8 protein-coding genes are annotated in these 13,584 nt (G+C 66.4%); 5 read left to right on the forward strand and 3 right to left on the reverse strand.

What is annotated here, in order from left to right; all coding sequences use genetic code 11:
* The first annotated feature begins 76 nt into the window (after positions 1–76).
* Positions 77–1,621 carry an acyl-CoA synthetase gene (locus SR870_RS01725; protein WP_322516330.1) on the forward strand — a complete coding sequence of 515 codons (1,545 nt, stop codon included), beginning with the start codon at positions 77–79 and terminating at the stop codon, positions 1,619–1,621.
* Here the strand turns inward: SR870_RS01725 and SR870_RS01730 are convergent.
* The 3 genes from SR870_RS01730 to SR870_RS01740 are packed head-to-tail and all read right to left on the reverse strand — an operon-like array spanning position 1,618 to position 6,516.
* Entirely contained in the window at positions 1,618–4,518 is a 2,901-nt protein-coding gene (locus SR870_RS01730) for an ATP-binding protein (RefSeq protein ID WP_322516331.1), read from the reverse strand. The two genes, SR870_RS01725 and SR870_RS01730, sit on opposite strands and share 4 nt — an antisense overlap.
* Positions 4,519–4,567: 49 nt before the next feature.
* A complete protein-coding gene (locus SR870_RS01735; RefSeq protein WP_322516332.1) occupies positions 4,568–5,443 on the reverse strand; it encodes a LysR family transcriptional regulator in 876 nt (291 codons plus the stop codon).
* Positions 5,440–6,516: a YeiH family protein gene (locus SR870_RS01740; protein WP_416221115.1), complete on the reverse strand. Its 1,077-nt coding sequence runs from the start codon at positions 6,514–6,516 to the stop codon at positions 5,440–5,442. The genes SR870_RS01735 and SR870_RS01740 overlap by 4 nt, the downstream gene beginning before the upstream one ends.
* A 226-nt stretch (positions 6,517–6,742) precedes the next feature.
* Between SR870_RS01740 and SR870_RS01745 the strand changes: the two genes are divergently transcribed.
* The 4 genes from SR870_RS01745 to SR870_RS01760 all read left to right on the forward strand — a co-directional run bounded on the left by SR870_RS01745 (position 6,743) and on the right by SR870_RS01760 (position 13,348).
* Positions 6,743–7,606, forward strand: coding sequence for a hypothetical protein (locus SR870_RS01745; protein WP_322516333.1), 864 nt, complete (start codon positions 6,743–6,745; stop codon positions 7,604–7,606).
* Between the two features lie 113 nt (positions 7,607–7,719).
* Positions 7,720–10,521, forward strand: a complete 2,802-nt coding sequence (gene ppc, locus SR870_RS01750; RefSeq protein WP_322516334.1) for a phosphoenolpyruvate carboxylase — start codon at positions 7,720–7,722, stop codon at positions 10,519–10,521.
* A gap of 115 nt (positions 10,522–10,636) precedes the next feature.
* Positions 10,637–11,503, forward strand: coding sequence for a hypothetical protein (locus tag SR870_RS01755; RefSeq protein WP_322516335.1), 867 nt, complete (start codon positions 10,637–10,639; stop codon positions 11,501–11,503).
* Between the two features lie 522 nt (positions 11,504–12,025).
* Entirely contained in the window at positions 12,026–13,348 is a 1,323-nt protein-coding gene (locus tag SR870_RS01760) for an OmpA family protein (protein WP_322516336.1), read from the forward strand.
* Positions 13,349–13,584 lie beyond the last annotated feature (236 nt).

A 13,584-nucleotide genomic window follows, 5' to 3' on the forward strand; every position in this document is an offset into this window, starting at 1 on the left:
GTTCGAGACGCATCGCTACGCGATGCTCCTCACCATGAGGGGCCGTTACCCGACACCAAGAATCGGACACTCAACAATGACTGACCACCAACTCCTCCACGGCATTATCTCCGGTGACCGGCATCGCAGCTTCGACGAGGTCGATGCGCGCGTGGCGCTGATCGCGGGCGGGCTGCAGAAGCTCGGCGTCGCGCCCGGCGACTGCGTCTGCGTGCTGATGCGCAACGACATCGCGTTTCTGGAATGCGCCTATGCGGTGATGATGCTCGGCGCCTACATGGTGCCGGTGAACTGGCACTTCAAGCCGGAGGAGGTGGCGTATGTGCTGGGTGATTCCGGCACCCGGGTGCTGATCGGCCACGCCGATCTGCTGCATCAATCGGCCGGCGTGGTGCCGGCGAGCGTGACGATGCTGAGCGTGCCGACGCCGCCGGAAGTTCTCGCAAACTACAAGATCGATCCCGACCATCGCGTCGCGCCGCAAGGCGCGATCGATCTCGACGGCTGGCTGGCGCAGCAGAAAGCGTATGACGGTCCCTCGCTGCCGCAGCCGCAGAACATGATCTACACGTCCGGCACCACCGGCCATCCGAAGGGCGTCAAGCGGTTTGCGCCGACGCCGGAGCAGGCCAAGAGCGCCGAAGCGATGCGCGCGCTGATCTATGGGCTGAAGCCGGGCGCTCGCGTGCTGTGCCCGGGCCCCTTGTATCACTCCGCGCCGAATTCGTTCGGCATCCGCGCGGGCCGGCTCGGCGGCGTGCTGGTGCTGATGCCGCGGTTCGAGCCGGAGGCGCTGCTGCAACTGATCGAGCGGCACAAGATCGACACCGTGTTCATGGTGCCGACGATGTTCATCCGGTTGATGAAGCTCCCGGAGGAGGTGCGGAAGAAGTATGACGTGTCGTCGCTGCGCCATGTTATCCACGCGGCGGCGCCGTGCCCCGCCGACATCAAGCGCGCGATGATCGCCTGGTGGGGCCCGGTGATCTACGAATTCTACGGCTCGACCGAATCTGGCGCCGTGACCTTCGCGACCTCGCAGGACGCGCTGAACAAGCCCGGCACCGTCGGCCGGATCGCGCCCGGCGCGGAGCTGGTGTTCGTCGACGACGACAACAACGAAGTGCCGCAGGGCGAGATCGGCGAGATCTTCTCGCGGATCGCCGGCAATCCGGATTTCACCTATCACAACAAGCCGGAGAAGCGCGCCGAGATCGACCGGCGCGGCTTCATCACCTCGGGCGACATGGGCTATCTCGACGCCGACGGCTACGTCTTCATCTGCGACCGCAAGCGCGACATGGTGATCTCCGGCGGCGTCAACATCTATCCGGCCGAGATCGAGGCGGCGCTGCACGCGATCCCCGGCGTGCACGATTGCGCGGTGTTCGGCATTCCGGACGCCGAATTCGGCGAGGCGCTGATGGCGATGCTCGAGCCGCAGCCCGGCGTGACGCTCGACGAGGGATATCTTCGCGATCGGTTGAAGCAGTCGCTGGCCGGTTACAAGGTGCCGAAGCACATCGAGATCATGGCGCAACTGCCGCGCGAAGATTCCGGCAAGATCTTCAAGCGCCGGCTGCGCGATCCGTATTGGGCCAAAGCGGGGCGGGTGATCTAGCGGGCGGCGCTGGCGCGCGGCGAGGATGCGGCCGCGATCCCGGTCGGGACGTGGACGTTCTGGCCGAGCGCGGCGCGGACCATTCGGGCGAGATCCGACCGGCGATACGGCTTGGTCAGGAGAAGAACCTCGCCATCGAGACGGTCGTGATGCACGATCGCATTCTCGGTGTAGCCGGAGGTGTACAGCACCCGCACCGGCCGGATCCGCGCGATCGCATCTGCAAGTTGCGGCCCGTTCAGGCCGCCCGGCATGATCACGTCGGTGAACAGCAGATCGAACGCGGTGCCGCGCTCCGCTTCCTTCAGCGCCGCCTGGCCGTCGCACATCGCGATGGTGCGATAGCCGAGACCCGCGAGCTGGGCGATCGCGAATTTGCGCACCAGCTCGTCGTCCTCCACCAGCAGAATGGTTTCGCTGCCGCCCTCGGACGGCCCGGCGTCGGCCGCGCTGTCGGCGGCCGGTTCGGCGTCGGCCCGCGGCAGATACAGCTTGATGGTGGTGCCGTGGCCTTCCTCACTGTAGATATTGATGTGCCCGCCCGATTGCTTGACGAAGCCGTAGACCATGCTGAGGCCGAGGCCGGTACCGTTGCCGGCGCTCTTGGTGGTGAAGAACGGCTCGAACACCTTGTCGCGCAGTTCGGCGGAGATGCCGGTGCCGGTGTCGCTCACCGCGATCATGACATAGCGGCCGGGCTGGACGTCCGGGTTCTGCTGTCCGTAGGCGTGGTCGAGCACCACGTCGGTGGTTTCGAGCAGCAGCTTGCCGCCGTTCGGCATCGCGTCGCGCGCATTCACCGCGAGGTTGAGCAGCGCCGAGGAGAGTAGCGACGGATCGACCCGCGCCGCATCGACGTCGTGCGCCAGCCTGACTTCGACGTCGATGTGTTCGCCGATCGTCGCCTTCAGCAATTGCTGGGTGTTCAGCACGATGGCGTTGACGTCGATATTGCGGGGCTGCAGCGGCTGCCTGCGGGCGAAGGCGAGCAACTGCCGCGTCAGGTCGGCCCCGCGCCCGGCCGCCTGCTCGATCATCCTGGCGATACTGCAGAGGTCCGGCCGGTCGGCGAGTTCGTCGAGCAGGATCTCGGCGGTGCCGTTGATCACCGTCAGCATGTTGTTGAAGTCGTGCGCGACGCCGCCGGTGAGCTGGCCGATCGCTTCCAGCTTCTGTGACTGATGCAGCCGGTGCTCGGTCGCCCGCATCTCGGTGACGTCGCGGAACACCACGACCGCTCCGGTTTGCGTGCCCGCGGCTTCCCACAACGGCCGCGCGCTCCCCATCAGATGAACCGTCTTGCCGGAATCGCGCCTTCGGCAGAGAATTTCGTAGTTGTCGATCGTCTCGCCACGCAGGACGCGCGCTGAGGGCCATTGGTCGCGGGAAAGCTGGGTCGAGCCGTCCGGCGTGTAGATGTCGTAGAGATCCTGCCACTGATCCACCCGCATATCGAGCGCGGCGAGAAGTTCCCGGTTGGCACGGTTCTGATAGATGGCCTCGCCGCTGCGGTCGATCAGCACGACGCACTCGGCCATCGTGGTCATGATGCTGTCGAAAAGCTCTTTCTCATGCCGGATCGCGTCGGTTTTTGCGCGCACGTCCTGTACCATCGTGTCGAACGCCCGCGCGAGTACGCCGATCTCGCCGCTGGCCGCCACCGGCATCTTCAGCGGAGCGTCCTCGGCAAATCCGGCCACCGCCTCGGTCATCTGCGACAGCGGTTTGATCATGGTCCGGGCCAGAACGAACCCGACCAGAATTGCGGTCAATACGGCAAAAGATCCGCCGATCGCGGTCGAACCAAGCCATGCGGTCATGATGGCGTCGAGAATGACCTGCTGCGGCACGGTCTCCACGATGGACAATGGCGCCCCTTCGGCCCGATCGATAGCAACGCCGTAGGGGACGCCGTCGCGGTCTTCGACGATCGCGGTCTGATCCTTGCCCTCCGCGATGGCGGCGGCGAGGCCGGGAAAGTCGTCCTGGATGCGGGCGGGCCGGCCGAACTCGAAACCGAACTCGCGTGTCCTGTCGGGATGCAGGAGGTAGTCGCCGTGGTCGTTGATGACAAAGACGGTGCGGCCTTTCCGCGGCTTCTCGCTCGCTCGCTCGAATGCGGAGCGCAGACCGATGTCGGCGACGATCAGCCCGAATGGCGTGCCGTCCGCTGCGACGACCGGTGCCGAGATGCGGATCACTGGCAGATGAGGCGTCGAGATCTCGCCGCTGTCCCGAGCGAGTTCCACGGGCGAGACGACCACCCCACCTGCGGTGCCGCGGATCGCCTGTTCGAAGAAGGCGTATTCGCTCTGACCATGCAGTTCGTCATCCGGAACAACGCGAACGTCATCGTTCTGCCGCCGCTCGACCCGAACGATCTCGCGGCCGCCATTGCTCGATCCGATCAGGCGGTATCGGACGAGATAGCGCTTCGCTTCGAATTCGCCGGCGAGCCGTTGTTCGATCCGCGCGCGCCATTCCGCCGCCGTTCGGCCGCCGGCGGTCAGTCGCGAAGCGTCGCTGCTGAGCGCGATCAGTTCGTCGAGGCCGATCATGCTGCGGAAGGCCATCACGTCGGCGCTGACGGTCCCCACCTGGCTGGCGAGTTCCACAGCACGCGAACGCGCAGTCGCGTCCAAGCCGGCCAGCGTGCGTTCGATCGCAAGGGCCGCGAGGTTCCGGTAACCCAGATAGCCCACCGTCGCGGCGGTCAGCACCACGAGAGGCACGATGGCAAGGGTGAGCCGGGTCGATAAATTCAGTCGTTGTCGCAATATCGGCTCCTTCAACGACGGCGATTCTAAGCCGATACCCGGCTGCGTCGCAATATTCCGGAGCTGCCATGCGTAGATTAGCTTGTGTAGAGTTGCGTATGAACAATCTGAAATCAACAATTGTGGAATTTGGCACCCTAACGCGGTACTTCTGCGAGTATTAGTTCATTCAGCGTAACGCCGCGAGCATTGCCGTTTCGGCCTGTCCGCCGCTGTGTTCTCTGTGACGAAGCACACAAAACGACCGACTCGGCAATTCGAACTGCACCCGGTGCAGGGCCCCCGCCGCAAGCGACGGCGCAACCACCAGATCGGAGATCGCAGCGGCGTAGTTCGAGCCCTCGACGGCGGCTCGGATCGCCTCGTTGGAGGGAAGTTCGAGTTTCACGTCGAGGCTCGACGGATCGACGCCGGCGCCGCGCAGCGAGGCCTCGAACATCGATCGCGTCCCGGAGCCGCGTTCGCGTAACACCCAGCCGGTGCTCGTCAGCCGGTTCGCCGAAATCCGCTTTGCGCTCGCCCATTGATGCTGTTTGCCGACCACGATCGCGAGGCTGTCGCCGTCGACTCGGTCGCCGGTCAGCAGCGGATCGTCGACCTCGCCTTCGACCAGGCCGAGATCGGCGCGGCCTTCGCGCACCGCCAGCGCAACCTGTTCGGTATTGGCGATCGTGACCTGCAGCGCAATCCCCGGATAGCTGCGCTGGAACGCGAGCAGCCGCGGCGGCAGCCAGTAGTTGCCGATGGTCTGACTCGCGGCGAGGTTGAGTGCACCTCGCTTCAGTCCGGCGATATCGTCGAGCGCCTGCGCCGCCGCCCTTGCGCGGGTAACCACGGCGCGGGCTTCGCCGAGGAAATCGCGGCCGGCCTGCGTCAGCACGATGCCGCGGCCGACGCGGTCGAACAGCTTGACGTCGTAACGCGCTTCCAGCGCGGCGATCGCCGCGCTGGTGGCCGATTGGGTGAGGTTCAGTCCGCTCGCGGCGCGGGTCATGTGCTGCTGTTCGGCGACCGCGATGAAGATGCGGAGCTGCTCCAATGTCATCCATGCCATCCTGTGAGTTTGATCAGCGCCAGCGAGAAGCCGGCGATGAACAGCGCGGCGGTGAGGCCGAGCAAAGCGGGGCGCAGGCCGCGCGCGGCCAGCTTGCGCAGATCGGTTTCGAGCCCCATCGCCGCCAGCGCCATCGACAGCAGAAAGCCGGTCGCGGCGACGATCCACGCCTTGGTCTCGTGCGGGATCGCGATCACCTCGTTGAGGCCGATCATCGCCACGAAGCCGAGTACGAACCACGGCATAGGCGGCGCGGCCTTACCCGGCGCGGACGGCTGGTGCCGGGTGCGGACGCGGGCCAGCAGGCCGAGGCCGATTACCAGTGGTGCCAGCATCATCACCCGCGATAACTTTGCGATGGTGCCGAACTCGCCGGCGCTCTGGCCGCCCTGGAAACTGGCGGCGACGACCTGCGCGATCTCGTGGATCGAGGCGCCGGTCCACAGCCCGAAGCCGTGGGCGTCGAGGCCGAGCACGCCCTGCAGCAGCGGATAGATCACCATCGCCAGCGAGCCGAACACGGTGACGCAGGCGACCCCGTAGGCGACGTCCTCGTCGTCGGCGCGGGTGACGGTGTTGGTGGCGATGATCGCCGAGGCGCCGCAGATCGACGTGCCGGCGGCGATCAGCTCGGCGAGCTTGCGGTCGACCCCGAGCAGGCGCCCGAACCACACCGTGAAGCTGAAGGTGGCGAGCAGCGTCGCGGCGATGATCGCCAGCCCTTCGCCGCCGACCTCGATCAGTTGCGCGGTGGTGAGCTGCAGGCCAAGCAGGATGATGGCGAAGCGCAGCACCCTGCGCAGGCTGAACTTGACCCCTGGCACCGCCCATTGCGGCGTGCCGACGACATTGTGCGCCAAGATGCCGATCAGGATTGCCAGCAGCATCGGACTGGCGCCGCTGATTGTCGGAATCGCGCGCAGCGCCAGCGCCGCTGCGGCGATCGCGGCCGTCAGCAACACGCCCGGCGCGACCGCCGCCAGATGCGGGCCCATCCGTGAGGGGCGGGCGCGCGGGTGATGCGCTTCGGGGGTCGAGGTCAGGCTGTGCGAGGTCGGACTCATGGGCAGGCTCCTGTTTCCGGCCCATCTCACGCTTCGGCGATCAATCATTCAAACGGATTATTTGGCTGATATCAATCGATTTTGTCGATTGACATGGCAGTTGTTGTGCCGCCTCGGGAGGTGCAAAATCGCGGGAACCGGCTTGGCCGGGGTTCGTTGCCCTCCTGCATGGCGTGCTGCCGCGCTGTCTCTGCACGCGCATGCGAGATCCAAGCGGAGCACGCTCATGACCATGCTGGATGACGACACGGTTCAGCCGCGCAAATGGCTTTCCGGATTCGGCGGCTTCCTGCTGCGGGACTGGCCCTATGTGCTGATGCTGCTGCTGTCGCTCGGCGGCATCGCCTACACCAGCTTCACGCAAACCGAATTGTACTGGGTGCTGCTGACGCCGCTGTTCGGTCTGGTGTGCGTGATCACGCGCTGGTCGCACGTCGAGGGCCGCGAAGAGCGCATCCATCTGATCGTGTCGCAGGCGCTGCATTGGGTCGCGGTGCTGGCCGCGATGGAGCTGATGTCGCTTCAGGTGCTGCGCCAGGTGACCGGTATCGCCGCGCCGCTCAGCGTGCTGACGCTGCTGGCGCTCGGCACCTTCACCGCCGGTCTGCACATCCGGTCGTGGAAAGTCTGCGCGGTCGGCGCCATCCTCGGCATCAGCGTCCCGGCGGTCGCCTTGCTGCAACAGTCAGCGCTGCTGATTCTGCTGATCGTCGCGGTGCTGGTCGCGATCGCGGTGCCGTTCTTCTGGGCGCGCATGCGTGAGCTGGCCGCCGCATCGCATCCGCTTCACCAAGCTCCCGCGACGAAATCCGAGCCGGTCTCGGCGCCGCCGGCCGCGCCGGTGTCGCAGACCCCGCTGTTCGAGCCGCCGGCTGCGACCACGCCGTTCCCGCAGCCGCCGCTGTTCGAGCCGGTGCCGCCGCCGCCCCGCGTGCCGCCGCCGGCCTCTGCCGCCGACGAATGCGACCCGAGCAACGCACCGATGAAGATCGAGCCGGGCCAGCCCGACCGCGCCGGGCCCGACGCGACACCGCCCGACGACGGCGAGCCGCGCCCCGACAACGTCCGCAATATGTTCGCCGGACGCTGATCGAGGCGGGCGACGGCGGCGGCGTTCAGGCGTCGCCCGTTTCTTGATCTTGCGTGCAGCGCAAAAAATTGCGACGTCTCAGGATGCCGGCAACATCCTGGAGCAGCATCGCGATGTCGTCCATGATCATGCCAACCGAGCCCGAGACTCTGCCGAACCGCGCTGACGACAGCGCTGCGCTGGAGGCAGAGGCGAGGCTTCGCAACGATATCCGATTGCTCGGCCGGATCCTCGGCGACACCGTGCGCGACCAGGAAGGCGCCGCGGTGTTCGATCTGGTCGAGGGCATCCGCCAGACCTCGATCCGGTTTCACCGCGACGACGACACCACCGCGCGGCGCGAGCTCGAGGCCATTCTCGATGGCATGTCGGCGTCCGATACCGTGAAGATCGTTCGCGCCTTCAGCTATTTTTCGCATCTCGCCAACATCGCCGAAGACCAGAACAACATCCGCCAGATGCGCGCCGGCTCGACCGCGGGCTCGGCGCCGCGCGCCGGCATGCTGGCCAAGACGCTGGCGCATGCGCGCGAGGAGGGGATCGGCGCGGCCGAGCTGCGCGACTTCTTCAGGACCGCTCTGGTGAGCCCGGTGCTGACCGCGCATCCGACCGAGGTGCGCCGCAAGAGCACGATGGACCGCGAAATGCAGATCGCGGCGCTGCTCGATCAGCGCGAGCGCGTCCAGCTCACGCCCGAGGAATGGGAGCAGAACGAGGAGCAGTTGCGCCGCGCAGTGGTGACGCTGTGGAAGACCAATCTGCTGCGCCGGACCAAGCTGACGGTGCTCGACGAAGTCACCAACGGGCTGTCGTTCTACGACTATTCGTTTCTGCGCGAGGTGCCACGGCTGCATTGCTCGGTGGAGGATCAACTCGGCGGCGGCGAGAGCGGCGGGCCGGAGGACGAACTGGCGAGCTTCCTGCGGATGGGAAGCTGGATCGGCGGCGACCGCGACGGCAATCCGTTCGTGACCGCGGAGGTGCTGCACGGCACGCTGCAATTGCAGAGCGCGCGGGTGCTGCGGTTCTATCTCGACGAACTGCACGAGCTCGGCTCCGAATTGTCGCTGGCCTCGCATCTGGTGTCGATCAGTGACGAGGTGCGGGCGCTGGCCGAACGCTCTCCCGATCACTCGCCGCATCGCCGCCACGAGCCGTATCGGCTGGCGGTGTCGGGGATCTATGCGCGGCTGGCCGCGACCGCGGCGAAGCTGAAGATCGACAGCGTCCGCGCCCCGGTCGGCGAGGCCGAGGCTTACGCGAGCGTGCAGGATTTCAAGGCCGATCTCGACGCCATCCATCGCTCACTCGCTGCGCACAATGCCGGCGTGATCGCGCGCGGCCGGCTGCGGCAGTTGCGCCGCGCCGCCGATTGCTTCGGCTTCCATCTCGCCAGCCTCGACATGCGGCAGAATTCGGCGGTGCACGAGCGCACCATCGCCGAGCTGATGAACGCGGCGCGGCCGGCCAGCGCGTATCTGGAGATCGGCGAGGACGCGCGGATCGCGCTGCTGACCGCCGAGCTGCGCAGCGCCCGGCCGCTGACCTCGATCTTCGTCAAATACAGCGACGAGACCGTCGGCGAACTCGCGGTGCTGCACGAGGCGGCGCGCGCCCACGCGACTTATGGCGCAGCCGCGATCCCGCAATGCATCATCTCGATGACCAAGGGCGTCTCCGACCTGCTCGAAGTTGCGGTGCTGCTGAAGGAGGTCGGACTGATCGATCCGGCGGGCCGCAGCGCAATCAACATCGTGCCGCTGTTCGAGACCATCGAGGATCTGCAGGCTTCCTCCGCGATCATGGACCGGCTGCTGGCGATCCCGGAATATCGCCGGCTGGTCGACAGCCGCGGTGGCGTCCAGGAGGTGATGCTCGGCTATTCCGACAGCAACAAGGACGGCGGCTTCGTCACCTCGGGATGGGAGCTGTACAAGGCCGAGATCGGGCTGATCGAAATCTTCGAACATCACGGCATAAGGCTGCGGCTGTTTCACGGCCGCGGCGGCTCGGTCGGCCGCGGCGGCGGGCCGAGCTACGACGCGATCGTGGCGCAGCCCGGCGGCGCGGTGAACGGCCAGATCCGGATCACCGAGCAGGGCGAGATCATCACCAGCAAATATTCCAACCGCGAGGTCGGCCGCAACAATCTGGAGATCCTCACCGCGGCGACGCTGGAGGCGAGCCTGCTGCAGCCCAAGCGCGTTGCGCCGCATCACGACTATCTCGAGGCGATGGAGCACCTCTCGGCGCTCGCCTTCAAGGCGTATCGCGGCCTGGTCTACGAGACCGACGGCTTCGTCGAGTACTTCTGGGCCTCGACGGTGATCACCGAGATCTCGACGCTGAACATCGGCAGCCGCCCGGCGTCGCGCAAGAAGACCCGCGCGATCGAGGATCTGCGCGCGATCCCCTGGGTGTTCTCATGGGCGCAGTGCCGGCTGATGCTGCCCGGCTGGTACGGCTTCGGCAGTGCGGTCGAGGCCTGGGTCGCGCAGCATCCCGACAAGGGCATCGCGTTCCTGCGCACGATGTATCAGGAGTGGCCGTTCTTCCGCACGCTATTGTCGAACATGGACATGGTGCTGTCGAAGAGTTCGCTCGGCATCGCCTCGCGCTACGCCGAACTGGTGCCGGATGAAAAGCTGCGCCACGAGATCTTCGGCCGGATCCGCGCCGAATGGCACGCCTCGGTCGACAGCCTGCTGGCGATCATGGGCCACGACAAGCTGCTGCAAGGCAACCCGCTGCTCGACCGCTCGATCCGCCATCGCTTCCCCTATCTCGACCCGCTGAATCACGTCCAGGTGCAGCTCCTGCGCGAGCACCGCACGCATGATCCCGACGAGCAAATTCTGCGCGGGATTCAACTGACGATCAACGGGATCTCGGCGGGGCTGCGGAACAGCGGGTGAGGCGCGGGCGATCACGGTCGGCTGCGCTTTCGAGATCATCATCTGCTTCTTCCAGGAACCAACACTACGCTTCCACATTCTCCCGACGATCGCTTTTTGGCACGTGGAGAATTCGATGGAACAAACTTTGGCGACCGGCGCGCGCGGCGACGTGTCAGTAACGCCCGGTGTGTCGTGGGGCGCGGTGATCGCAGGGGCAGTCGTGTCCTGCGCGCTGACGCTGGTGCTGCTGGCATTTGGTGCCGGCGTGGGGTTCTCGGTGGTTTCACCGTGGGGCTCGTCCGGCGTGTCCGCGACGACTTTCAAGATCGGCACCGGCCTGTATTTCATCGTGATCGCGATGATCTCTTCGGCGGTTGGCGGCTATCTGGCGGGCCGGTTGCGTGCGACATGGGTCGGGGTCGCTTCGACCGAGATCACCTTCCGCGACACCGCTCATGGGCTGCTGGCGTGGGCGCTGGCGACCGTGGTGGGCGCGGCGCTTCTCGCCGCTCCAGCCAGCGCGCTGATCGGCGGGGTCGGCGCTGCGACATCGGCGGCGACATCGAGCGTCGCTTCGGCCGCGCAATCTTCCGGAGCGATGGACGGTTATGTCGATCAGTTGCTGCGGACCGAGTCTTCGGGCCAGGCGCAGGTCAATCCTGCAGATTCGCGTTCCGAACTGGCGCGACTGCTGACCTCGTCGGTCGAGAACGGCGACGGGCTGTCCGCCGGCGATCGCAGCTATGTCGCGAAATTGATCGCAAACAGAACCGGCCTCAGCCAGGCCGACGCCGAGCAGCGCGTCGATCAGGTGGTCGCCAGTCTGAAATCGAGCCTCGAGTCCGCACGCCAGGCCGGCCAGCAGATCTCGATCTGGCTGACATTGTCTCTCTTCATCGGCGCGTTGAGCGCCTGCCTCGCCGCGATGGAAGGCGGCGGAACACGCGACGGCACGTGGGGCAAACAGCCTTTGTTTCGTCGTCGTTCGACTGCAACCTAAGGAGTGTAATCATGCCAATTCTCTTGTGGCTCGTCGGAATTCCGATTCCGCTGATCATCCTCATCATTCTGTTGACCTGAGAATGGGGAACGGGAACTGGGCGGCCTTCGGGCCGCCCTTTTTCGTGCGCTGGACCCACGCCGTCCAAGCAGGTTCGCAACGGCCGGTCGTTTCAGCGATGCAGCGATTGCCACTCCGCCTGCAGCCCGGCCGACTTACACTCAGATACCGTGAACACAATTATTGCTGCGAATTGGTAGGTGGGTAGTTGGCATTTGCTGTGAGTTTCAGCCGGGTGGCTACTAACTAATCAAGTCCTGGGGGCGATCAAACTTTAGTCAGGATGGTGGCGAGCGCGCCGACGGCGCTATTGAACGAGTGCCGATCCTGGCGACCGTGCGAGCGGTCGCAGCAGCGGCTTCAATTCAAGCGCGCGCGCTCGCCCGGCAGTTGCCGGAGCGACCCTGCCGATCAGTGGGGCACCGAGGTGGCGTCGATCGCGGCGGAGAAGGATGCGCCCCGATGTTGTATCTCCTGACTCATTACTGGATCTGGCTTGCAGCCGCATTCGCGGTCGGCGTCGTCACGCCGCTGCTGGCCGAGAAACTCGGCTGGTCGGCCGATCTGGAAAACTACTGGCTGCAGCGGATCGGTGTGGTGTTCGTGATCGCCGTGGTGCTGATCGTGGCGCGGCTGGTATCGGGCAGGCCCGAATTGATGCTGGAGGCGGGCGTCGGTCTGGTCGCGGCCTATATCGTCGGTGGCATTGCCGGCGGCATTGCGCCGGGCCTGCTGCCGGCGCGGTTCGAGGGCTGGTGGGTCGGGCTGTTCGCGACCGGGCTGATTCTGCTGCTGTTCGGCATCACCACGATGTCGAAGATCGAGCCGGATCTGCGCGAGCGCGTCGCCGAGGTGGTGAAGAGCGCGGGCGCCGATCCGCTGAATTTCGACGTCAGCGGCCGCGACGTGTTGCTGCCGGACGATCTCGGCGCGAAGCGCGCGGTGCTGAGCGAACAGATCGGGCAGGTCAAGGGCGTGCGGTTGGTGTCCGAGATCGAGGAACTGAGCGGCGCGGCGCTGGCCGCAAAAACGGTGGCGAAGCTGCAGATCGAAGCCGCCGCGCAGGCTGAAGCCAAGGCCAGGGCGGAAGCCGAGGCGCGCGAGGCGGTGGAGAAGGCGGCCGCCGAGGGGGCCGCGCGGGAGGCCGCCGCCAAGGCGATCGCCGCCCGGGATGCCACGGCGAAACAGGCTGCCGCCAAGGCCAAGGCAGACGCCGAGGCGAAGGCCGAGGCCGACGCGAAGGAAGCCGCGGCGAAGGCCGCCGCAGAGGTCGCTGCGAAGGAAGCTGCGGCGAAGGAAGCAGCCGCCAAGGCTGCGGTCGAGGAGTCCACCAAGCCGGCCGCCGCTGCGCCGCCGGCCGCTGCTGCGGCACCGGCGCCGATCAAGACCGCCGATGCCGCCGGCACCGCATCGATGCCGTCGCTGGAAGCCTGCCAGAGTCAATTGTCGACGCTGGCCGCGGCGCAGAAGATCAACTTCGAGCGCGGCAGCGCCGAGATCGCGCGGGCCTCGCTGCCGGTGCTGAAGCAGCTCGCGGCGGTGATCGCGCAGTGCCCGGCGGCGACGATCGAGGTCGCCGGCCACACCGATTCCGCCGGCAAGAAGGCGGCCAACGACGCGCTGTCGAAGCGTCGCGCCGAAGCGGTCGCCGACAATCTCGCCAAGGCCGGGATCGGCTCGGCCAAGCTCACCGCAGTCGGCTACGGCGCGTCGAAGCCGCTCGCCGGCAACGACTCCGCAGAGGGCCGCGCGACCAATCGGCGGATCGAGTTCGTGGTGAAGTAAGCCCGCACTGCATATTCCCACGTCATGGCCGGGCTCGTCCCGGCCATCCACGTCTCGCCACGCGCGAGGCTGAAACGTGGATGCCCGGGAAGAGCCCGGGCATGACGGCGGAGAGGGCGAAGATATACGGGCGGCGCCCGAGTATGCCGCGGGTTGTCAGCACCCCAGCGTGCTTAGTTGCCTCATCCTGAGGAGCCCGGCGTAGCTCGAAGAGCGTAGCCGGGCGTCTCGAAGGA

It is taken from the genome of Rhodopseudomonas palustris, from assembly GCF_034479375.1.
Lineage (GTDB): Bacteria > Pseudomonadota > Alphaproteobacteria > Rhizobiales > Xanthobacteraceae > Rhodopseudomonas > Rhodopseudomonas palustris_M.